Annotated in this window: 23 protein-coding genes and 1 pseudogene; 9 read left to right on the top strand and 15 right to left on the bottom strand. The window is 66.2% G+C overall.

Going from position 1 to position 21,049, the window contains the following annotated elements:
• The 3 genes from BKG60_RS16065 to BKG60_RS16055 all read left to right on the top strand — a co-directional run bounded on the left by BKG60_RS16065 (window position 1) and on the right by BKG60_RS16055 (window position 3,996).
• A complete protein-coding gene (locus BKG60_RS16065) occupies window positions 1-768 on the top strand; it encodes an SDR family NAD(P)-dependent oxidoreductase (protein ID WP_070944601.1) in 768 nt (255 codons plus the stop codon).
• A 179-nt stretch (window positions 769-947) separates the two neighbouring features.
• A complete protein-coding gene (locus BKG60_RS16060) occupies window positions 948-2,825 on the top strand; it encodes a hypothetical protein (RefSeq protein WP_070944602.1) in 1,878 nt (625 codons plus the stop codon).
• A gap of 28 nt (window positions 2,826-2,853) precedes the next feature.
• The gene (locus BKG60_RS16055) at window positions 2,854-3,996 is read left to right on the top strand and encodes a zinc-binding dehydrogenase (protein ID WP_070186212.1); all 1,143 of its coding nucleotides are present in this window, start codon (window positions 2,854-2,856) and stop codon (window positions 3,994-3,996) included.
• Here the strand turns inward: BKG60_RS16055 and BKG60_RS16050 are convergent.
• The gene (locus BKG60_RS16050) at window positions 3,987-5,195 is read right to left on the bottom strand and encodes an alpha/beta hydrolase family protein (protein WP_070186213.1); all 1,209 of its coding nucleotides are present in this window, start codon (window positions 5,193-5,195) and stop codon (window positions 3,987-3,989) included. The genes BKG60_RS16055 and BKG60_RS16050 overlap by 10 nt on opposite strands.
• Before the next feature lie 94 nt (window positions 5,196-5,289).
• On the opposite strand from BKG60_RS16050, the gene BKG60_RS16045 reads away from it, so the two are divergent.
• Window positions 5,290-5,904 (top strand): TetR/AcrR family transcriptional regulator, encoded by a 615-nt coding sequence (locus tag BKG60_RS16045; RefSeq protein ID WP_070186214.1) that lies wholly within the window; start codon window positions 5,290-5,292, stop codon window positions 5,902-5,904.
• Window positions 5,905-5,916: 12 nt separating this feature from the next.
• On the opposite strand, the gene BKG60_RS16040 is transcribed toward BKG60_RS16045, so the two are convergent.
• Window positions 5,917-6,225 (bottom strand): GNAT family N-acetyltransferase, encoded by a 309-nt coding sequence (locus tag BKG60_RS16040; protein ID WP_070186215.1) that lies wholly within the window; start codon window positions 6,223-6,225, stop codon window positions 5,917-5,919.
• Between the two features lie 103 nt (window positions 6,226-6,328).
• Here BKG60_RS16040 and BKG60_RS31980 point away from each other — a divergent pair, with 103 nt between their 5' ends.
• Window positions 6,329-6,943 (top strand): LGFP repeat-containing protein, encoded by a 615-nt coding sequence (locus BKG60_RS31980; protein ID WP_070186216.1) that lies wholly within the window; start codon window positions 6,329-6,331, stop codon window positions 6,941-6,943.
• A 23-nt stretch (window positions 6,944-6,966) separates the two neighbouring features.
• On the opposite strand, the gene BKG60_RS16030 is transcribed toward BKG60_RS31980, so the two are convergent.
• On the bottom strand, window positions 6,967-7,806 hold the full coding sequence (locus tag BKG60_RS16030; RefSeq protein WP_070186217.1) for a glycoside hydrolase family 16 protein: 840 nt from the start codon (window positions 7,804-7,806) through the stop codon (window positions 6,967-6,969).
• A 133-nt stretch (window positions 7,807-7,939) separates the two neighbouring features.
• Between BKG60_RS16030 and BKG60_RS16025 the strand changes: the two genes are divergently transcribed.
• A complete protein-coding gene (locus BKG60_RS16025) occupies window positions 7,940-8,191 on the top strand; it encodes a hypothetical protein (RefSeq protein WP_120764934.1) in 252 nt (83 codons plus the stop codon).
• 74 nt (window positions 8,192-8,265) lie between these two features.
• Here the strand turns inward: BKG60_RS16025 and BKG60_RS31710 are convergent, their stop codons facing one another.
• Window positions 8,266-8,484: a hypothetical protein gene (locus BKG60_RS31710; RefSeq protein ID WP_131823121.1), complete on the bottom strand. Its 219-nt coding sequence runs from the start codon at window positions 8,482-8,484 to the stop codon at window positions 8,266-8,268.
• A 181-nt stretch (window positions 8,485-8,665) separates the two neighbouring features.
• Here BKG60_RS31710 and BKG60_RS16015 point away from each other — a divergent pair, with 181 nt between their 5' ends.
• Window positions 8,666-8,980, top strand: a complete 315-nt coding sequence (locus BKG60_RS16015; RefSeq protein ID WP_131823373.1) for a hypothetical protein — start codon at window positions 8,666-8,668, stop codon at window positions 8,978-8,980.
• Here BKG60_RS16015 and BKG60_RS16010 read toward each other — a convergent pair.
• Window positions 8,947-10,353, bottom strand: a complete 1,407-nt coding sequence (locus tag BKG60_RS16010) for an IS1380 family transposase (RefSeq protein ID WP_070944604.1) — start codon at window positions 10,351-10,353, stop codon at window positions 8,947-8,949. The two genes, BKG60_RS16015 and BKG60_RS16010, sit on opposite strands and share 34 nt — an antisense overlap.
• A gap of 109 nt (window positions 10,354-10,462) precedes the next feature.
• On the opposite strand from BKG60_RS16010, the gene BKG60_RS16005 reads away from it, so the two are divergent.
• Window positions 10,463-12,595 carry a LuxR family transcriptional regulator gene (locus BKG60_RS16005; RefSeq protein WP_075909777.1) on the top strand — a complete coding sequence of 711 codons (2,133 nt, stop codon included), beginning with the start codon at window positions 10,463-10,465 and terminating at the stop codon, window positions 12,593-12,595.
• On the opposite strand, the gene BKG60_RS16000 is transcribed toward BKG60_RS16005, so the two are convergent.
• The 10 genes and pseudogenes from BKG60_RS16000 to BKG60_RS15955 all read right to left on the bottom strand — a co-directional run bounded on the left by BKG60_RS16000 (window position 12,525) and on the right by BKG60_RS15955 (window position 20,541).
• Complete coding sequence (locus BKG60_RS16000; RefSeq protein WP_075909776.1) at window positions 12,525-13,355, bottom strand: bile acid:sodium symporter family protein; 831 nt, start codon at window positions 13,353-13,355, stop codon at window positions 12,525-12,527. The genes BKG60_RS16005 and BKG60_RS16000 overlap by 71 nt on opposite strands.
• Window positions 13,356-13,365: 10 nt before the next feature.
• The gene (locus BKG60_RS15995) at window positions 13,366-14,379 is read right to left on the bottom strand and encodes a hypothetical protein (RefSeq protein WP_075909775.1); all 1,014 of its coding nucleotides are present in this window, start codon (window positions 14,377-14,379) and stop codon (window positions 13,366-13,368) included.
• Between the two features lie 6 nt (window positions 14,380-14,385).
• On the bottom strand, window positions 14,386-15,711 hold the full coding sequence (locus tag BKG60_RS15990) for a Dyp-type peroxidase (RefSeq protein WP_341271949.1): 1,326 nt from the start codon (window positions 15,709-15,711) through the stop codon (window positions 14,386-14,388).
• Window positions 15,708-16,277 (bottom strand): hypothetical protein, encoded by a 570-nt coding sequence (locus BKG60_RS15985; RefSeq protein ID WP_070186222.1) that lies wholly within the window; start codon window positions 16,275-16,277, stop codon window positions 15,708-15,710. Before BKG60_RS15985 ends, BKG60_RS15990 begins: the two co-directional genes overlap by 4 nt.
• Window positions 16,278-16,374: 97 nt before the next feature.
• The gene (locus tag BKG60_RS15980) at window positions 16,375-17,616 is read right to left on the bottom strand and encodes a YeeE/YedE thiosulfate transporter family protein (RefSeq protein ID WP_070944609.1); all 1,242 of its coding nucleotides are present in this window, start codon (window positions 17,614-17,616) and stop codon (window positions 16,375-16,377) included.
• A gap of 56 nt (window positions 17,617-17,672) precedes the next feature.
• On the bottom strand, window positions 17,673-17,963 hold the full coding sequence (locus tag BKG60_RS15975; protein WP_070186224.1) for a cupin domain-containing protein: 291 nt from the start codon (window positions 17,961-17,963) through the stop codon (window positions 17,673-17,675).
• 13 nt (window positions 17,964-17,976) lie between these two features.
• Complete coding sequence (locus tag BKG60_RS32495) at window positions 17,977-18,303, bottom strand: hypothetical protein (protein ID WP_070186262.1); 327 nt, start codon at window positions 18,301-18,303, stop codon at window positions 17,977-17,979.
• Between the two features lie 11 nt (window positions 18,304-18,314).
• Window positions 18,315-19,675: pseudogene (locus BKG60_RS15965) on the bottom strand (cytochrome P450).
• Window positions 19,676-19,753: 78 nt separating this feature from the next.
• The gene (locus BKG60_RS15960; protein WP_070944711.1) at window positions 19,754-20,176 is read right to left on the bottom strand and encodes a YybH family protein; all 423 of its coding nucleotides are present in this window, start codon (window positions 20,174-20,176) and stop codon (window positions 19,754-19,756) included.
• A 68-nt stretch (window positions 20,177-20,244) separates the two neighbouring features.
• Window positions 20,245-20,541 (bottom strand): DUF4193 domain-containing protein, encoded by a 297-nt coding sequence (locus tag BKG60_RS15955; protein WP_070186226.1) that lies wholly within the window; start codon window positions 20,539-20,541, stop codon window positions 20,245-20,247.
• 156 nt (window positions 20,542-20,697) lie between these two features.
• On the opposite strand from BKG60_RS15955, the gene BKG60_RS15950 reads away from it, so the two are divergent.
• Window positions 20,698-21,012 (top strand): hypothetical protein, encoded by a 315-nt coding sequence (locus BKG60_RS15950; RefSeq protein ID WP_239252644.1) that lies wholly within the window; start codon window positions 20,698-20,700, stop codon window positions 21,010-21,012.
• Window positions 21,013-21,049 lie beyond the last annotated feature (37 nt).

The following is a 21,049-nucleotide window of genomic DNA, read 5'->3' as shown; positions in this document are numbered from 1 at the left end:
GTGAAGACGTTGGATGGTGCCAAGATCCTCGTGGTCGGAGCGTCGTCGGGAATCGGCAGGCAGATCGGCCTGCAGGCGGCCGCGTCCGGCGCGTCTGTGGCGTTCGCCGCGCGCCGGGTCGAACTACTTGAGGACGCCGTGGCGGCAGCCGCTGGGCGGGGGCACGTCGCGCTCGAATGCGACGTCAGGGACGACGGGCAGTGCGTCGCCGCGGTACAGAATGCGGTGGACGCGCTGGGCGGTGTGGACCACCTGGTGTACGCCACCGCGATCGACGTGCTGGTCCGCCTCGAAGACGCGGGTGCCGGAACCTGGGCGGACACCTTCGCCACCAATGTGTACGGCGCGGCATCGATGACCCGCGCGGCGTTACCGCACCTGATCGCGGCGAAGGGGCGGGCGGTGTACCTCAGTGCCTCGTCGGTTCCGCGCCCGTTGCCCGGAATGGGCGTCTACGCCGCCAGCAAGGCGGCACTGGAGACCATGGTCACGGCCTGGCAGCACGAACACCCGGACCTGGCCTTCACCACGGTGCGGGTGGGCTCAGTGCTGGGCACTGGCGTCACCGACAGCTGGAATCATGAATTACTCGCCCGGCTGGCCGACGAGTGGACCGCCGGTGGATACCTGCCGTCCAATGGTCCCGGGGGAGCGCTGACCGTCGAACAAGCCGCGGCGGCGGTGTTGGCGGTCTTGGAATGCCCGGCGTGGCTGCGGGAGGTCACCGCGGTTTCGGACCCGGGCCGGGACAACTACCGGTTCGATTGACGTGGACGCGCGAAAGTCGGCTTGTGCGCCGGGTTTTGCGCCATTTTCGGGACCCTGGCCAACAGTGCGGCGCGGACCCGTTCCTGGCCGCGATCGGCCGGCTCGGCGAATTCTGCCCGCGCCACCGGGCTGCCCGCTAACGTGACACAGGTCGAGTTCGATGTAACGGGGGGCGAATAATGACGCGTGTCGCGGCGTGGGTTGGTGCTGGACTGTTCACGGCGGGTATGTCGGCAGCGGTGCTGGCCGGGGCTGGAACCGCCAACGCCGACGAGGGCGGCCCGTCAAAGCACGACACGAAGTCGTCGGCCACCCGCAACGACACCGCGCAGAAACCCCAGCACCGCAAGAAGGCGCGGTCGGTGAAACCGCAGCCGAAATCCGAGGCCTCGGAAGCCACCTCGGCCGCCGCGAAAGTCGAGACCAAGCAGCGTCACACGCAGATCGAAAAGTCCGAGCGCCCCGCCCGGCACTTCGCCGATGCAGTTCGGACCAAGGCGCGCAGCACATTCCGTGACGCCGTGCGCGACGTCGACACCGCAGTGCGCGACATCGACACCGCAGTGCGCGACGTCGACACCGCAATGCGCGACACCACCCACGATGTCGTGGAGGGCGCAGCCGGCAGCCTCACCGAGGAGGCGCCGCCCACCGCCGAGATCCGGGTTCGGCCGCCGATAAAAATTCGGCCGGCCATCGCCGCGCCCAAGCCCGACAACGCTGTGGAGCCTGTCGCCCGCCCCCAGGCAGCCGCGGTCCCGAACGACCCGCTCGAGGCGATCCACGACGTGATCCGCAGCCTCGGCGAGCTGGCACTCAACCCGGAACCGCAGAACTATCCCAAGCCGGTGTCGGTGATCACCGGCGTCGTGTTCGACACCCTGGCGACCCTGGAGCGCGTTGTCGGTGGCGATCCGGTGGTGCCGCCGGAACTGCGCGATTCGGTCGAGGTCAGCACCTCTACGCTGGTGATCTCCGAAGGCCATGAGGTCGAATCGAACTGGTACTTCCCGACATCCGAGAACGGCGAGCCACCCACCCGGATGATTTACCTGCAGCATGGCTTCCTGGCCAACGGTCCGCTCTACAGCTATACCGCATCCTATCTGGCGCATTCGACCAACAGCATCGTGGTCACCACCACGTTCTCGTCGAACCCGTTCGAAGAGGACGGCATGTGGCTGGGTGGTGACAACCTGCACGAGGCGGTCGCGCAGTTGTTCCTCGACCCTGACCGTACGGCGCTCAACGCCAGTATGGACACCGCGGAGCTCAAGGCGGGGCATGCCGAGAACCTCGACGTGCCTATGCAATTCGTCCTCGTCGGGCATTCGCTGGGCGGTGGATTCGCCCCCGGGGTCGCCGGGTACTACGCCGAGGGGCTGACCCGCCGTCGTGAGCAGGGCCTCGATGCCCCGAATGAGCTTGCCGGCGTGGTGATTTACGACGCGGTGCCGATGGGTTCGATCGTTCCCGATGCGATGGAACGGCTCAACGAACTCGAGACGAACGGGACTCCGGACCTCAGCGACGACGACCCGAACGATTACATCCCGATCTACGAGATCGGCGCGCCGCTGAATTTCCTCAACGTGTTCAGCGACGTCAACGACCAACTTTCGCAGGCACGGCCGGGGCAGTTCACCGGCGTCGTACTCGAAGACGGCGTGCACATGGATCCCATGCAGGGCGGCAATCCGTTGATCCAGGCCGCGGCGTACCTCATCGCCGGATTCCCGCAGCCGCAGAATCCGCTGGCTGTTCGCGAGCTGTCCGCCGGGTGGATCAACGACATGTTCGACGAGAAGATCGACCCCGCGACCGGGGCCTGCCAAACCGACTGCGCAGGGCAGTACGGCGATGGCGACGAGTCGTTCACGATCACCACCGACAAGGGCGAAGCCGTGGCGGTGCTGATCGGCACCCAGCAGGCAACGGACCTCACGTCGTTGCACGCCATCAGCGCCACCGACTTCGTCACCGCTATCCCGGGCGGCGTCCTCAACGGCCTGCGCACCACGTGCGATCTGTTTACCGGGGGCAAATGCTCGGTGTAGTGCCGTGCCCCGGACGTAGTGTTCAACCATGACCGAGGAACTACCCGAGACCGCGTTGGAATTGCGGTCGTTGGTGACGCCGGAGGGCACGCTTGAGCTGTCGCTGCATGAAGTCGCCGTGCCCAAACCGGGCGCCGACGACGTCGTCGTCCGGGTCGAGGCATCGCCGATCAACCCGTCCGATCTGGGCCTGTTGATCCCGGCCGCCGCTGACATGACGGCCGCGACGGTGACGGGCACCCCGGAGCGTCCCGTTGTCACCGCACCGCTGCGCGACGGCGCCCTGGCTGGGCTGGCGGCGCGCGTCGGCGACTCGCTTCCGGTGGGCAACGAAGGAGCGGGCACGGTGGTGGCCGCGGGAGCCTCGCCGGACGCACAAGCCCTGCTGGGCAAGACCGTGGGCCTCGCCGGCGGTGCGATGTACGCGCAGTACCGGGTGGTCAACGCCGCGGCGTGCCTGGTGCTGCCCGACGGCGCGTCGGCCAAGGACGGCGCCTCGTCTTTCGTCAACCCCCTCACCGCACTGGGAATGCTGGAAACCATGCGCCGGGAAGGACATTCGGCCCTGGTGCACACGGCCGCGGCGTCGAATCTCGGCCAGATGCTGGTCAAGGCGTGCCTGGCCGACGGGGTGCCGCTGGTCAACATCGTCCGCAAGGCCGAGCAGGAGGAGCTGCTGCGTGGTCTGGGTGCGGCCTACGTCTGCAATTCGGCGTCCTCGTCGTTCGAGGCGGATCTCTTCGAGGCACTCAAGGCGACGTCGGCGACGCTGGCGTTCGACGCCACCGGTGGTGGCACGCTGGCCAGCCAGATCCTCAACGGCATGGAGCGGGCCGCCAACGCGACCGCCGCGCAGTACTCCCGTTACGGGTCGGCCGTCCACAAGCAGGTGTACATCTACGGCAGCCTGGACACCGGCCCCACGGTGCTCACCAGAAACTTCGGAATGGCCTGGGGTGTGGGCGGCTGGCTGCTCACCCCCTTTCTGGCCAGTACCGGGCCGGAGACCATCGCCAGGTTGCGCGCCCGCGTCGCTTCGGAGCTCACCACGACGTTCGCGAGCGCCTACACCCAGGAGGTCTCATTGGCGGGCATGCTCACACCCGAGGCGTTCAACGGCTACCTGCAGAAGGCCACCGGCGAGAAGTATCTGGTGACCCCTCAAGCCTGAATGCCGAGCTGTTCGTCGAGCCAGTCGAACATGACCTGGTTTGCGCGGGACGCGGCACCCATATGGCAGTGCTCGCCCGCGCCGTCGGCTTCATAGAGCGTCACCAGAGTGGTCTTCGCATTGACCATCGCCTGGGCCGCCCGCGCGGGCTCGCCTTTGAAGAACTGGTCGTTCTCGGCGTCGAGCACCAGCACCGGGGAGGTGATCCGGTCGGCCACGTCGGCGATCGTGTAGGCCTTGAACGCGCGGGCCAGCGCCGCGGCTGAGTCGATTCCCAAGGCCCACAGTCCGTTGCGCACCGCCCAGCGGGTTTGGGTGTTCACCGCCATCAGCAGTCCGAGTACCGCATTGGCGGCATCGTCGTTGCCATCTTCGATCCAGGCCGCGAGGAATGGCGGCATCATGGTGGCCAACGCCGCGTGAAAGTCGTGGACGCCGTCGTTGAGAATCACTGCGGCGACGCGTTTCTCGAACGCGGCGGCGCGGGCCACGAGATATCCGCCCAGGCTGTAGCCGAAAATGGCGATGGCGTGGGGTGAGACCTCGGGGCGGGTGAGGGCGAAGTCGATCACCGCAGTCAGCACCGCCTCCCAGTCGGACCGGAAGGTCAGCCCCTGCTCGCGTAGGGCAGCACCCTGGCCGGGTCCGTCGAACGCCAGCACGTTGTACCCGCGCGCCAGCGCCCCGGCCGCAAGGGCGACGTAGGACTCTTCGAGCGTGGAGTCGTATCCACCGTTGAAGGTGACGGTGGGGCGGGGGATTCCGGAATCATCCACCAGATAGAGATAGCCGGGCAGCGTGGTGTCCTGGTAGGGGATGGCGATGCGGTCAAAACCGAAGTCGAACAACGCCATTGATTCCAGAAACGTCTCGCGCGAGCGGTTGAACAGTTCTTTGGCTTCGGGGTCGCCGGCCGGATCCTCTCGAAGGTAGAACTCGGCCGTGCGGTAGTAGTTCGACGCCCGCAGCAATGCCTCGCGTGCGCTGACGGGGTGAGCGGCCGCCAACGATTGACGGCCGAGGGCTTCGACCCGCTGCGCGGTTGCCTTCCATTCGCGATGCCAGGCGACCTCGTCGCCCTCGGGGATGGCCCGCGCGGTCACCAGGATCTCGCCCAGATCGGCGCCGCCGGCGTTGGCGTACCCGGCCGCGCGGAGCGTTTCGAACGAGAACGACTCGTCGTCGAACAGGAACTTCATGGATCCCTCCTTAACGAAACGGAACTGCATCGTCTCGATTAGGGTAGGCCGTGCGTGAACGGAACGCAACCGTTCCGTCTCGTAGAATCGTGCCGTGGCCACAGCAGCGCGCCGAACATCGGGCGGCCCCGTCCTCCTCGACGACGTGACCGTCGCGATCGAATCCGCGTTCTTCGAGGAGCTGGCCGCCGTCGGCTACGGCAGGCTGTCCGTCGACGCCGTCGCCAGGCGAGCCGGGGTCGGCAAGGCCGCCATCTACCGCCGCTGGAAATCGAAGCAGGACTTGGCCGTGGACCTGGTGACCAAGGTGGCCGTCGCGGCGATCGACGTTCCCGACACCGGCACCCTTCGCGGAGACGTCCGGGCATACCTGCAGAACGGACGCGAGGCGCTCACCCACCGGCTGGCCCGCACCATCATCCCCGACCTGCTCGCCGAGGCCGCCCGCGATCCCGACTACGCAGCCGTGATCGCCGGCCAGATCCGAGAACCGCGGCGGCTCAAGGCGGCTCAGCTGTTCGAACGCGCCCGGCAGCGCGGTGAGATCACCGATGATGCCGACATCGATGTCGCGCTCGACATGATCGGGGGAGCGCTGTACTGGCGCCAATCGGTCATGCAGCTCGATGCCGACGACAAATATCTCGATCGGCTGACCGACGCCATCCTCACCCTCGTCGCCGCCGACTCACGGCCTGCGCAGTGCTGAGCCAGGGTGCTCTCACCGGTCGGTGATGTCGGCATACTCCGGATGTTTGTCGATGTACTCGGCCACCATCCAGCACGTCGGCACGATGCGCAGGCCCGCGGCGCGCGTCGAACGCAAGGCTTCGGCGATGAGGATCGTCGCCAGCCCCCGGCCGCGGTATTGCGGCTGAACCTCGGTGTGCGGAAAGATCCGGCGACCGTCACGGTCGTGGTAGTCGGCGAGCCCGACGGTCCTGCCCTCGACGTCGATCGTGAACCGGTCGGGGTGTTCGGTAACGCTGGTAGCAGCACCGGTGCGGTCGAGTTGAGTCCCGGAACTCATGCGTCCTCCATTCGCCGTTACTTCACGATAGCCGCGGTCGGGGTTTGCTCCGGGATCCCGATATTTGCTGACGAGGCCTTCTCGGCTTTGTTACGTTCGGAAAATGGATCAAAAGCTGATGAAACGCGCAGGCGCGCTGGCTGCAGCTTTCGCCATCACGGGGGCGGCGGCCGTTGCATGTTCGGAGGAATCAAAAGACCAGACCAGGGACGCTTTGTCCAGCGCGACGAGTGCCGCGTCGTCGGCCGTCGATGCCGGCACGAGCAAGGCCAAGGAGGGGGCCAGCTCCGCTTCGAGCGCGGTCTCGTCCGTCGTCGAAGGCGCACCCAGCACGGTGAACGCGCCAGGCGTCGGCGAGGTGGTGCTCGAACCTCAGATTGCCGAGGAGTACTCCGACGCCGGCGGTGAAGCCAAACTGGGCGCTCCGACCGCGCAGCCGGAGAAGGTCGGGGATGGCACGGTGCAGGCGTTCGCCAACGGCACCATCTACTCTTCGCCGTCGGCCGGCGCGCACGTCGTGCAGGGCGAGATCCTGCGGGTCTACACCGCCAACGGCGGTCCTGCGGGCACCCTGGGCTTCCCCACCGAAGATGAGGATGAGACGGGCGGCGGTCCCGATGTCGCCAATGGTGGGTGGATCTCCGAATTCGAGCACGGCACCATCACCTGGCTGAACAAGGGTGACGGCACGTTCGCGGAGACCGTCACGCCGAAGTAGCCCGTACGCGTTGCCGCAGCCGACTACCAGACGCGCACGTAGTCGACGAGCATGTCGGCCGGGTAGGTACCCCCGCTCGGGTCCTCACCGCCCGAGCCCGCGACCGCGAGGTTCAACACCACGAACATCGTGTAGCCCGGCTGGTTGAACGGCCAGTCGGGCAACTGGCTCGCCGAAACCTCGAAGTAGGGTTTCGCGCCTTCGGTGTAGTCCTGCCAGAACCGGGCACCGTTGGCGTCCCACTGGGTGCGCCAGGTGTGCCACGCGGTATCGACGGCGATGTTGTGGGTCTCCCATTCTCCGCCGTTGGACTTGGCGTGCACCGTGGTGGCCGACGGCCACTTGCCGTTGCCGTACCACTCGACGATGTCGAGTTCGCCTTCGCCCAGGGTGCCGAGCCAGAAGGCCGGCCAGGCGCCCGCCGTCAGGCAGTTGAACTTGATCCGTGCCTCCCAGGTGTGCCCGGCGCCGCCCTCCCACACGCTGGCCAGCTTGGCCCCGTAGTAGGTGTCACCTTCCTTGGTGGCCCGGATGACGAGATTCCCCTTGCCGTCGAGGAAGGCGTTCTTGCGGTCGTCACGGTACTGGCCGATACGGCCGGGCTGCTCCCAGTAGGTGGGGTCCTCGAAAGTCTCGCGGGCCTTGGCGATGGTCCACTTCGACGTATTCGGTGACGAGCCCGCGGGCCCGTCGAATTCGTCGGCGAACACGTAGCTCGTAGCGGCTTGTGGCGCTGCCGGGGCCGGAACCCGCGGTGCCTGGGGCTTGGCTGGGAGAGCACTGGCGAGCGGGGCAGGCATCGCTGCCGCCATCACGCCCAGACCTGACAGCATCATCATTTTTCGGCGGTCCAAGTTGGCCATGGTGGATCACCTTAGCCGTGCAGCGTGCGCGCGTAGGGATTGAACGGGTTTGCCGGCCGGGCCCGGCTGGTTCAGAACATTTCCATAGGAAACGCTTCATACCTGCTCAGCCAGCGCGGGCACAGTGGGTTACATGAGCACGCCGATCGAATATTTGCGCCGCGCCATCCGGCGGCCCTCAGCGCTGACCGCCGCGTTGGTGGTCGTCGGGACGGTCGTCGCCATCCTGCTCGGCGTCGCCGCCGACGGCCCGTGGGCCACCGTGCTGGCCTCGCTGGCCGGCTTCGCGACCGCCATCACGGTGATCGCTGCCGTGGCGACCAGTTGGGAACACGTCGTCGTCGACGCCCGCAGCGCCGGGTTGGTCGAGTCCGAGGTCGAATGAGTCACCGACCACTGCGCGAGTGGTCGCCGTCAGGTCATTGGCGAACTTCTCGGCCTGCTCTGCAAGTGACTCCGTCACTTGTTGGAGGCGGCCCGCTCAAGCAGGAACTCGAGACCTCGGATATCTGCGAGAACACCGCGTGCGGGTGCATCCAGCTCCCAAGCGTCGCCACGGCGTTCGAGTTCGTCGCGAGTAATTCCGATGCGGGCATGCATTCGGTCAATTTTCAGTCGCGCCTCATCGGGGGTCACCATATGGACGTGCGCATTGCGTTGGCCAGTTGATGCAGTCATTCGTGACCTCCTCCGGATGGCTCTATGTACGGATGGCACGCCACGCCGTCAACTTTGTGTGTACGCCGAGGGTGCGACGCTCAGAGCGTCGTGACCTGCGACAAACTGGCCGCTGATGCTTCGCGCCTGCAGCAGTCGTGCGGAAAGCCTTGCTGTGACGCCCCTGACCTACGATGCGGAAGTGGGAGCAGGATCTTGGCCGGCGCACATTCCGGTGGCAACTGTCGGGCGATCGGTCACCGCACCGGCCGGCGTTCCCCGCCTGGGAATCACCCGTGTGCTGCAGGACCGCAGCGGCCTGGTGGTGGTAGCCGCGCCCGCAGGCTATGCCTCGATCCGTGGACTGACCTGGTTGGTGGGGCTCGGGGTGGTTCCTGTGGGCTGGTCGTGGTGTGAGCAGCAGGTACTTGCTGGTCTGCCCAGCTTTTCCTGTGTGTTCCGGTTGGGCCTTTCGGCGGGTGGTCAGACGGTCGTGGCGGCGGGGGGTGGGCTGTAGCCAATGGTGTTGTGCCACAGGGTGAGCCAGTGATCAGCCCAGGGCCAGTGACTGGGCAGGTGCAGGATCGGTCGGCGTTGCGGCCGGGCCAGTCGGGCGGGAAGGGTGACGATCTTGCGGCGCAGTGTTGACCCGCGGGCTACCGCGTGGGCTCCGCCGACCAGGACGCCGGCGGCGCGCAGCAGGTTGTGGGCGATCGCGGCGCACAGGATCCAGGCTGAGTTCGCTCCGAAACGCCCGGAGGGCATGTGCGCCAGCGGTCCGTCGATGAGGTCGGCGAAGACGGTTTCGATGATGGCGTGGCGGCGATGAGTGATGTCGGCGGCATCGACGGGTTCGTCGGTGTCGGTGAAGAACGGGTGATACCGCCAGACGGGAAACAACGCGTCTCGGTAGCGGGCGTCTTTGACCCGGCGCACGATCAACCGGGCGGTCACCGGTCGGTCGGTGGAACCAAAAGCGGTGTAGGTGGTTTCGGCGACCTCGGCATCGGAGATCCATTCCCCGGTGTCGGGGTCACGCACCGCACCGGGATATTTCACCGGGGCCCAGGCGTCATCGCTGATCGCCTCGATGGCCGCGGTGACGGCCCGGGTTTTGGTCAGTACCAGCGAGAAGCGGGCGCCGGCGCGGCGGCAGGCCGCCACCACGGTGCTGTTGCCGTAGGCGCAGTCACCACGCACCAGGATCTGACCGGTGACCCCCGAGGCGCGGGCAGCGGCGACAGCTTGGGCGATCATGCGGGCCGCGCCTTTGCCGGAGTTGGTCTTACCCGCCCGTAACCGGGCGCCGGCGATCACCGGGGCGCCAGTCTCGGTGCTGATCGTGGTCACCAGCGGTGACAGGCCTTTGCGCAGGATCTGTTTGCCGGCGATCTTGGTGTGCCCATAGCTGGCACCTTGTTTGGCCCGGCCGTAGACCGGGCGCAGCAGCGAGTCGATATCGACGAACGCCCGCTCATCGCTGCCCGGCAGCAGTTCAACCCGCTGGCACAGTCGCGCCAGGTGCTCGCGCAGAACTGATTCCAGTTGGCGGGCATGTCCGAAGGTGAACTCCCGCAACAGTGTTCCAATCGTCGACGGTGCATATACCCCGTCGAACAATGTCTTCATTCCGCCGCTGCGAACCACATCGAGGTCATCGATGCAGTCCGCTCCGGCACATATCCCAGCGACCAGGGTCGTCAGTTTCGGCGCCGGGTTGGCCGACCCGGATTTGACCCGCGGCGCCGCGATACGAATCTTGCTGCCCAGCAGGCCGGACAACCCCGTCTGGCTGGCCAGCGTCATCACCGGCACCAAACCCGCGCACGACACGAGATGGGCATCGTCGAAGACCGCAGACTCTGCGGCGAACCTATGAGAAACTTGCACTCGAAGTGCCCTTCCGAGTTGGCCCGATTGTTTGTGTGAGAACTACAATCATCCCAGTTCAAAGGGCACTTTTCTTATACCGACACCCCAATCCTCATCAAGTCAGTCGGTGGATCGAGGCTATGGCAAGACCACCGCGGTGGCGCAGTGGGACGACGCCGACGACCGTCCGTTTGCCTGGGCCCGGCTCGACAACCTCGACAACGACCCCGCGCACCTTCTGCTACACCTCGCCACCGCGCTGAACCAGACCCGGCGCATCGACCCAGCGGTGCTGGGGTACCTGCAGGGCGCGGGCCGAGCCCAAAGCCAATTGGTGTCGGCGTTCATCCAGGTGCTCGAAAGCTGCGGGCCCGTGGCGCTAGTGCTCGACGATGTTCATGCACTGTCGGCGAGCGCAGCGATCGACGCCCTGCGGGCGGTGGTGGACCTGGCCCCGAATTCGACGACGCTGGTGCTGGTCAGCCGGCAGATCCCGGCACTCGATCTGGCCCGTCGCCGATTGCGGGGCGGTGTTGTCGAGATCGGAATCGCGGAGCTGAAGCTGTCAGGGTCCGAGGGAACGGCCGCCTTCGCAGCGCTCGGTGCGGAGACGGATCGGGCCACGATCGCACGGGTTCTCGAGAAATGCGAAGGCTGGGCCGCGGGTGTGGTGATGGCGGCCTTGGCGCTGCGCGACGGCACACCCGCCGAGGTGGTGACCGGGCGGCACCGGCTGGTGGCCGACTATCTGGTGGAGGAAGTGCTCAGTCAACTCGAACCCGACACTGCCCTGTTTCTGACGGAATCGGCCATCCTGGACCGCTTTTGCGCTGACGAGCTCGACGCGCTGCTGGGGCGCAGCGATTCCGCGGCGATGCTCGACGCAATCACCCGATCGGGCAACATGTTTTTGGTTTCCCTTGATGCCCAAGGTATCTGGTTCCGGTATCACCAGCTGTTCGGGGATCTGTTGCGTGCGCGCCTACGCGACCGGGACCCGGACCGGTTCCGGGAGTTGGCGGCACGAGCGGCCGATCGGCTGGCGAATGCCGGTGACATCGACGGTGCGCTGGCCCAAGCGCTCGCTGCCGACGACCGTGCCAAGGCCGCCGCCCTGGTGGGCATCGACGCCGTGCGGTTGGGTTTCGACGGCCGGGCCGGCGTCCTGGCCCGGCGGCTCAGCCTGATCGATGAGCAGACGTTCACCGACTATCCCGACGCCGCGATCGCGCGAGCCTGGCTGGGTGTGATGACCGGCGATGCCGAGTTGATCCAGCGTTCGCTGTTGACCGCGAGCGCAGCCGACTCCGGCCAGCCGCTGGCCGACGGCACACCATCGGTCGAGGTGGCTGCGGCACTGATCGGCTCACTGCTCGGCGTCGGGGGAGTGGGCGAGGTGATCCGCCATGCCGAAACAGTCCGTGGCGCAGGCGATCACCTGGTCAACCCGTGGTGGGGTGCGGCCACCACGATGAAGGGCGCCGCGTTGTCCATGCTTGGTGAACCGGAACGGGCACGAGTCACGCTCGAGTCGGCGCTGCCGGTGCTCGATGACCTTCCCGGATTCCAGGCGGCCGTGCTGGCGCACCTCGCCGCATTGGACCTCGGCGACGGCGACCTGCCTGCCGCCGTCACACACACCAACGCCGCACGCGCGATCGTCGACTCGCGCGACTTGTCCGACATGGTGCCGATCGTGGTGGTCTACGCGGTCGACGCGTTGGTGCGGGCCCGACGCGGGGACGTGGCCGGCGCGCGTTCGGCGGTCCGCGCCACCGAGCAGCTCCTCGAGCGGCTGGGCAATCTGTCCGCTCGGACCGCCTTGACGGCCCATGTGCTGGTCGCGGCCGCCGCCGTCGAGATCGACGACACGAAACTGTGCGACCGGCACCTGGGTGAGGCGCAACGCGCGTATCGGCGTGAACCCGAGGCGGTCGGCATCGGTCAGTGGCTGGACCGGATCCGGGATTTGTCTTCCGCCCGCGCCGCCCGGGGCACTCGGCCGTCGCTGACGACGGCCGAGCTCAGGCTCCTCCGTCATCTGGCCACGCATCTGTCCCTGCAGCGCATCGCCGATGAACTCGTCATCGGCCGGGAAACCGTGAAGAGCCAGGCCAAGTCGATCTACCGCAAGCTGGGAGTCTCCTCCCGCGCCGCCGCGGTGGCCGAGGCCGACAACCTCGGGCTGCTCAGCGAGAGCGGGCGAGCCGCCGCGCGAACGGCAACAGCATCAGAAACTCGACGATCAACACAACGGTGATCATCACCACCACCTTCGGATCGTCGAAGTTCTGGCCGGCGACTACGAACGCCGCCGCGGCGTTGCGCTGGGCGGTTCCCAGTGCCAGCACCTTTCGGGTCCTGGAACCGCCCATGAGCCAACCGATCCCGGCGCATATCGCGGTGTACACGACGGCGGCCAGGATGGCGAACGTGCCGAACGCCGACCGGACGCTGTTGAAATGGGCGGCGATGGTGAACACGATCACCAGAATCATGCTGACGGTGGACACCTTCGCGACCGCGGGCCGCAGGCGGGCGGCCACCCCGGGACCGCGGGCCCGCAGCAGCAGGCCCGCGGCCAGCGGGATGAGCATCAGCACCACGAGAGACACCGCGATATGGACGGGGTTGACCGCGGTGCCTGCCACGAAGATCGGCAGCACCAGCGGCACATAGCCCACCGTGACCACCATCAACAACACCATCAGGCCTACCGCGAAGGCCATGTCGGCCTTCGCGAACTCAGCGAGCTTGATCAAGAACGGTGCGCCGGCGGCCAGTCCGCACAACAGCAGCCCGATCCCCAGCGGCTCGTCGAGATCGAACACCCGCCACAGCCCGAACGCGGCCAGTGGTGCCAGCACGAAGTTGGCCGCGAGGGCGAGTGCGACGACACGTATGTTCTTGAGCGGGGCCAGAATCTGGCTGACGGTCAAGCTCAGGCCGACGGCCAGAGTGCTCGAGACGACGAAGAAGACAACGGCGACATTCGAACCCTTCAAGAGGAGATCGTTCATGCCGGCCGTGTCAACCCATCGTCACAAGGTTGCGCCAGAAGGACCTCAGGCTGTCACTGGCGCCGAACAGCGTCGTGAAGTGAGTGGAATCGACCAGCACGATGTCGCCGGCGCGGTCACCGGACGGCGGCATGTGGACCATGGCGTTGAACTCGGTGTTACCCGCCAGGGTGAACGGGTGCGGCCGGGTCATGTCGATCGGTTGCCGGCCCAGCACCCGCAGGTCCGGGCCCTCGGGTGCGGTCAGCTCATAGTGCGGCAGGTGCGGATGCAAGGCGAGCGTGCTGACGTCCCGCAGCAGTCCCGCCGAATCCAGATCGCGGAAAGCGGTCAGCGGCACAATCTGTTTGGTGCCCTCGACCGTGGCAGGCCGCAGACCCCAGGTGTTGTGCACCGGGATCTTCAGCCCGTTCAGCAGCGACCGGGCGTAGCCGCTGAAGCGCTGGATCCGCGGTGTCAGTGGATCCCTGTGGTGCAGGTACTCCATCTGCTGCTGCTCTTTGTCGTCGGTGAACCCGACGTCGTGGTGTGGCGCCAGCATCAGGCAGGTGCCCTCGCGGCGCAGCCACTGTTGGATCGCGGCGACCTCTTCTTCGGTCGCGGCCTCGTCGCCGAGCAGGTGGTCCAGGCCGAAGATCATCAGGGTGTCGGTGTCGTTGAGGATCCGTTCATCGATCGGCAGCCGGTACCCCGCCTGATCGACCCGCTGGAACACCGCCACCGGATGTCCGGTTGCTTCGCCGGCGACGTCCTGGAACAACAACGAGGATCGGTGGAACAGTTCCAGCGTTCCGTCGACGCCCTGCAGGAAGTTTCGCGGGCTGTACTCGCGTCCTTCGTATGCCGGCCACGTGGCTGCGCGAACCTCGGTCATGGTGGAGAACCGGTTGTACAGCAGCGCCGGGTCGCGCTGGGCCTCCCATGGGTAGCTCCACGACCAGTAGATGCTGACGCGGCGTTTGCCGTTGCGCGGGCGGGCGATGTGGCTCTGGTTGTAGGTGCGGGCGTAGGGCTGTGTTGCCATGATGTCCTAATCCTTCAGAGTCGAGAGATAGCGCAGCGCGTTCAGGCCGGGTAGGAAGAAGTACGCTCCGCCGCGCAGCGTGGTGAATGCGGGTAACCCTTTGTGTACCCTCCGTATTGGCCGCTTCGGGATGGTGAAGTCCAATGTGCCGTCCTGGGTGCCGCAGATGGGGTCGTGCTCGTTGCCGAGCTCCTGGAACGCCGTGTCGTTGATCCAGACGTTCTGGGCGAACTCGAACTGACGCACCAGGCTGGCGCAGATCAGGAACATCCCGACCCCGCGCTCGACCCCGTCGTCGGCGACGCCCTCCGGTAGTGCCGGTCCGTAGGTGCCGCTGCGCCGGATCAGCCTGCGCCGGTTCGGATTCGGTTCGGTATCGCGTGGGTTGAGCCGTCGGGCGTGGGAGCCGAGTGGGCAGGCATAGCCGTGCGGATCCATCTCGCCGTAGTCGAAATCGTTGTTGCGCATCTGGTCCGCACCCAGCTCCGGATCGTCATGTTCAGGCGCTAGCACCAAAGGTGCGCCGCTGCGCCAGCGGCCCATGAACTTGGCGGCCAGCAGCTCCTCGCCCTCGGCGCCCTCGCCGTTCTGCTTCAGATAGTCGCGGAAGACCCCGACATGTTCCTCCAGCCGGCGGTAGGCCAGGTAGCTCCCGTTGCGCGAAAGCGCCTCGGGGGCAGGATGGTTCGATACCAGCCCCTCCTCGTCCGGATAGCCGAGGATGAACTCGCCCGGTGCCAGGTACCCGCCGGCGCCGGGTATCAACGCCTCACCCGAACCTTCGATCTGCGGCTGGGACACCGGATCGCGGTACCCGAAATGGTCGTGGTCGTACTCGAACGGTGCGGTGGCGGCCAGATCGAGATGCGACAGCGACCGCACCCCGGGACAACGGGTCAGCAGCGCGTCGTGTTCACCGACGCACCGCACGCGTTCCTGCTCATCCCGGGCGAACAGGATGACGATCGCATGCAGATCGTCGCCCGCGAGCCCACCCACCCAGTGCTCGGGCGCGGCCGCACCGGTATCACCGAGGATGTCGGCCCGCGATGCCATGCCCTCGCGGAACTCATCCGGGAAACTCGCCAGCGACGCCTCGTCCAGGCCCAGTGCGCGCAGACCGCTCCACGTGAATGCCAGGTTGACCCAGCGATTGAACACGTTGACCGTCTCGCGGACATCGGTGGCCGACTGGACCAGCGGAACCATCTCGGCCAGCCAGCCTCGCCCCGCCTCCGGTGTGGCGAAGGACAGGAACTCATACCGACCGGTCAGGTGGGGCGTCCCGGTCAGCATGATGTGCTGGATGTCGTCGAATTCGAGTGCTGTCACTGCATCTGGTCCAGCATGTCGGAGAACGCGGCCTTCAGTCGCAGGGCCTTCTTGATCTCGACGGAGGTGACATAGGGATACTCGCCATACTCCAGGAAGCTGGGCACCTGGTGATCACGGACGTACATGATGAACGCCTCCGGGTTGGTCTTCCAGTCCTCTGGGAACCCCTCCAGATGGGTGAATGCCGTGGTGATACCGGTCGAACTGAACAGCTTGACGGCGTCCTCGGTGTACTTGTCGAAGTCGGTGTCGAAGATGCCCATGTATTGGAAGTGCAGACCGGAGCCGACGTCGAACAGATTCCACCGCAGATAATGAAGTTTCAACGGGGCCAGAACGTCGGGTTGCGCGGCGACGGCTGCCTCGATGCTCTTGCCGTGGGCGCGGATGGCCTCTTCGTGTTCGGGACCTTCCTTCACCTTGGCGATGATGTTGAAGCCGTAGCACGCGGGGGTTCGGGGGAAGACCGGGCCGTACCGCCCGCGGGTCAGTTCGAAGTAGCCCTCCTTGGGAATGGCGAGAGCTGCCGGTTGGGTCCAGTCGTTGATTTCGTTGTGCGCCATGAAAACGAGATTATGAGCGCGGCGGCCCCACGTCGTCCCCCGATTCGGGGGAAGTTTTCCCATCGGGGAGACCGGCATGGCGTGATCGAGACGGCCGTTACACCTCGGGCTTCGCCGGCTCGACCTCCCAACTGCAATGGCCATAAACGAACCGGGCGGTAAGCAGCGTCCCGGCGAGCAGTGACGCCGTGAAAAGCCATGCGCTGACCGCCAACTGGATACCGCCGCTCAGGGTGTGGCCGCTGGTGCATCCACCGGCCATGCGCGCCCCGAAGATCACGAAAAATGATCCCACAAAGCATGCCGTTGCTCGCCTGGTTCGGCTGGGACCGAATCGGTTACGCCACGACGGCGGTACGACGGGGCGGAACGCGTTGAAGCGGCCCGTGATGAACAGTGCCGAGAAGAGGGACCCGATCAGGACTCCGAGCACGACCAGGGGCTCCCAGCCGATTGTGGCAAATACCTGCCGGCTGTAGTCGAAGCCCGGCATGAACAGGTGCCCCACCACCCAGGAGTAGGTGGTCGACATGCCGAAGGGCTGACGAAGGAACAGTGACAGGACCACGAGCACGGCGACGAACGCCGCCGCCACGGCGGTCGTGCGCGCGAAGAAGCTCGCGCTGAGGACCCGTCGCGCCGCCGCCCGTGACAGTTGGGCGGTCCGGGCGGTCATGGCCGCACCTTCGGCAAGATAGGCGGAGGTGTCCACGGCGAACGCCCGATCATGCTCATCGACCGGGGCGGCGGTCCCGCGCAAGTGCTGAAAACAGCTATGCCTGCCCCCGACATAGCGGGGCAGGTAATACAACAGCGTCAATGCGGCTGCCGCATAGGCGATTGAAATGGTGAACATCGGGATGGGTCGGATATCCGCGATGTTCCCGGTGGCTACGAGGTCACCGAGATCGGCGGTATGCACCAGCCATTTGCCGGCGTCGGTCTGATAGACCGCCGTCCACGCTGCGGCGCCGAGAAGGCCGCCCGGCAGCGCTGCCAGAACGTCTTGGCGCCCCTCTCCGAGCGCAATCATCTCGGTGCCGGGGAAGTAGCCGCTGACCGCCGCCCCGGCGCCGAACAAGATCCCGCCGAGGGTGACGCCGACCAGATACGTGGGCCGTGGTGAGAAGTGCATCGAGAATCCCAGCGCGTACAGGCCGTACAGCAGGACAGCGCCAATCGCGGTGACGAACAGAAAGCAGCCGAGGAGGAGCCGATCGACGAGCCTGGCAGTTCGAATGATGGTCTCGGGGTTGCCTATTCCCCATATCGAGGCAGGCACACTGAATGCGGCACCGATCAGCAGTCCTAGCCATAACGGGGCAGTGACGCTGACCATGTGTGCCTCCCGCGTCGGTCGACCTTGGGTTCTGGTGATCCGGTAGCGCCTCGACGTCAGGTGAGGCGCTCCACCTCCACGAAGACGATCGGGTTGAGGTCACCGCGATTCTCGACGGTGTGTTCAGAGCCCGCGGGGCGGGAATAGCTCTGGCCGGCCACGAGCTCCGCGACGATCTCGATACCGTCAGCGGTGACCACATGCATGGTGTCGGTGACCAGCGGGACGACCACGTACTCGTGATCGTGCCGGTGCATCGGTATCGCACCGCCGGGGTCGATCGTCCACCGAGTCACACGGAACCAGTCGTTTTCGAGCTGGATCTCACCTTGGGATCCGGTCGTCATGTTCGTCGTGCCATCAGAAGTCCGGCGTGCTCACGTCTTCGAGTTCCTGCTCGGGGCCGGTCGGCGCGACCGGGGCGGTGGGCGTGGCCTGGCCTTCTGCCGAGCCGCACTCGGTGCCGCTGACCCCGGGCGGGCACAGCGTGTTGCCGCTCGGTGAGTTCGGGATCAGGTAGGGGACGCAGTTGCCGGTGTAGGTGTCGTTGTCCTCGCCATTCGGGCAGGCCGCCAGCACGGTCGCCGGAGCGGGCAGGGCGGCGACCGTGGTCGCCGCCGCTGCCACCACCGCGACCGCGGAGCAGGCGGTGACGATCAGGTGTCGGGTAGTGATCAGGGGTTTCATGTCGTTCACTTTCAGTCGATGACCGCGGTCGCCTTGTGCACGGTAATCGGCGCGGCCAACTCTTGCTCGTCGCAGACCCGTTGCAGTTTCTGCAGCGTTTCGGCCAGGCCCGGACCGGTCCGGCGACCAGGGGTGAAGGTCGCGGGCAGGTGCTGCATGCCCTGGATGACGCCGATGGTCTCGTAGTGCACGGTGCGTCAGGGTCACAACGGTAATCCGGCATCCGGTCGAGCACGCCGGTGAGCATCGACTTGAACACCATGCGTGCCACGTTCGAACCGATGCAGCGGTGCACCCCGAGCCCGAAACTGAAGTGCCGGTTGCCCGTTCGGTCCATCATCAGCTCGTTCGGGTTCTCGAAGACGCGTGGGTCGCGGTTGGCCATCGCCCAGGACAGCCACAGCCGCTCACCTTCCTTGAGTGGCACGCCACCTACCTCGATGTCCCCGGCGACGGTGCGGCCATCACCGGGTGCCGGGGTGAAGAACCGTAGAAACTCCTCGGTTGCCGAGTGCAGCAGCGCGTTGCGGTCCCGGCTCAACCGCTCACGCTGATCAGGGTGCTGCGAGAGCCACTCGAGCGAGTGCGCGGTCAGCGCCGTCGTGGTGTCGAAACCGCCGCCGATCAAGAGCATGAGCATGCCCAGGATCTCCGAGTCGGGTGCCGGCTCGCCATCGATACGCATGCGGACCATGGCGTCGATCAACCCCGGCCGCGGATCGTCGCGAATCACAGCCACGTGGCCCATCATGTGTACCGCCGACGCCACGGACAGGTCGAAGACGCGTTTGGCGTCGGGGGAGTCGGCGCGCGTGTAGACCGAGGCGTGCGCGGGTTCGCAGTAGATCTCCCATTCGGCGAGCGGGACACCGAGCAGGCCCAGCGTCAGCACCGCCGGGACGATGTTCGCCAGATCGTCGACGAAATCGATACTGCCGTCTTCGATCTTCTCGTCCAGACACGCCCGGACGAGTTCGTCGACCACCGGCTTCCACCGCGCGACCGCGGCCGGTGAGAGATACCCGTTCAGCGGTGTCCGGTACGCCCGGTGTTCGGGATCGTCCATCTCCAACATGCCGCCACGGAACTGGGTGCTGGCCTCGGCGCGCGGAATATTGATGCCCCGGTAGCCTTTTCGCTCACCCACGATGTCGTTGTCGTTCGAGATGTGTGGGCAGCGGGCCAGTTCGAAGACCTCGCTGCTGCCGGCGGCCACCCAGTGCCCGCCATAGGTGTCGGTCCAGGCCAGCGGGCAGGAGTCCAGCATCTCCGAAGTGATCGGCTCGAACCGGTCGCGGTATTGCGGGGTGTGCCGGTCGAAGTGGTAGCTGTGCTGGACATGTCGGGCTTCCACCATGGCACTGTCAGACATCTGCGCCCCCAACGTCGTTGCCGGTCTGCAGGTCTGAGGATAGGAACTAGACGCCGTGGTGGGGGCGATTCCGGCGGATCATGGCGTGAGATTCACAATTGCCTTGCCGTACTCCAGGTCCGCCGGTACCGAGACGTGGTCGTGGAATACCAGCCAGATGCCGTCGACGCACCGCAGGCAGGCTGTCCATCGCAACCACATGTCGGTGGCGCGGCCGCTGGCCAGGGTGCCGCGCACGTGGTTGAGGCTGTGCACGAACGCGATGTCGCCCTCGGTGGTGACGGTCAACTCGTGTACGTCGTAGCCGATCGGGCCGGTGTACGCACTGAAGACCTCCTGCCAGGCCCTTCGCTTGTTGTCGTCGCCGGCGTATCGCAGCGGTGCGCCCAGGTCGAATGAGACGACGTCGGGTGCATAAAGGGCGGTCAGCGTGTCGAGGTCGCGCGCACGGATCGCGCTCACGCCCTCGGCGATGCGCTGGCGGATGGCGGCATCGGTCATGGTGGTCACGGTAGGCGACCACCGCCCCAGGTCACCGGAAAATCAGCCGGGCCGGCGTCCGGTGAGAGCTAGACGCAATCGACGCAGAGCTGCTGGTCGCCCTTTTGCAGTGCCATCCGGTTGCGGTGCTGCACCAGGAAACAGCTCGAGCAGGTGAATTCGTCGTCCTGCTTCGGGACGACCCGTACGCTCAATTCCTCACCGGAGATGTCGGCGTCGGGCAGATCGAACGAGTCGACCACCTCGTCCTCGTCGATGACCGCGGTATTCGCCGAGGTGCGCCGCTGGGCGGCCAGTTCCTCGAGAGACTCGTCAGTGGCCTCGTCTGTGTCTTTGACGCGAGGTGCGTCGTAATCGGTTGCCATAGATGATCCTCCTAATAACCAGACCAATGCTTGGCCAACGCCACAGCGGGACTCGTTGTTCCCCGGGCGAACATCCTGTAAACGTCGGATGCACGTTAGCGGTTCAACGCCCGGGGGTCTTCATCGGAAAACGTGATCCTCGGTACAGTCGTCGGCGTGCATGACGATGTCAGGGGTTCGGACGCCGAGATCTTCGATGACGCTGAGCTTGATGAGTACCTCGATGACGACGATGCGGACCTGGAGGATCTGGATTCCAATGGTCAGCTGATCTCGATCCGCCGCGCCAATGGCGAGGAGATCCTCACCATCGTCGCCCAGGACGACGAGTGGAACGTCGATCTGCAGCCCGGGGGTTCGGTGCAGAGCGCGTTCCTCGGCTCACGTCGCGACACCCCGGTGTGGATCAACGCCCTCGACGGCCAGATCGAGCGGTACGACGACGGCACCTACGTCATCCGGATCGACTGACCTTCCAAGGCCGTTGCGCTCGCGGTGAGCGCAACCG

Origin of the sequence: Mycobacterium syngnathidarum, assembly GCF_001942625.1 — a bacterium.
In the GTDB taxonomy this organism is placed as follows: Bacteria; Actinomycetota; Actinomycetes; order Mycobacteriales; family Mycobacteriaceae; genus Mycobacterium; species Mycobacterium syngnathidarum.
This window is presented reverse-complemented; position numbering and strand designations above follow the sequence as displayed.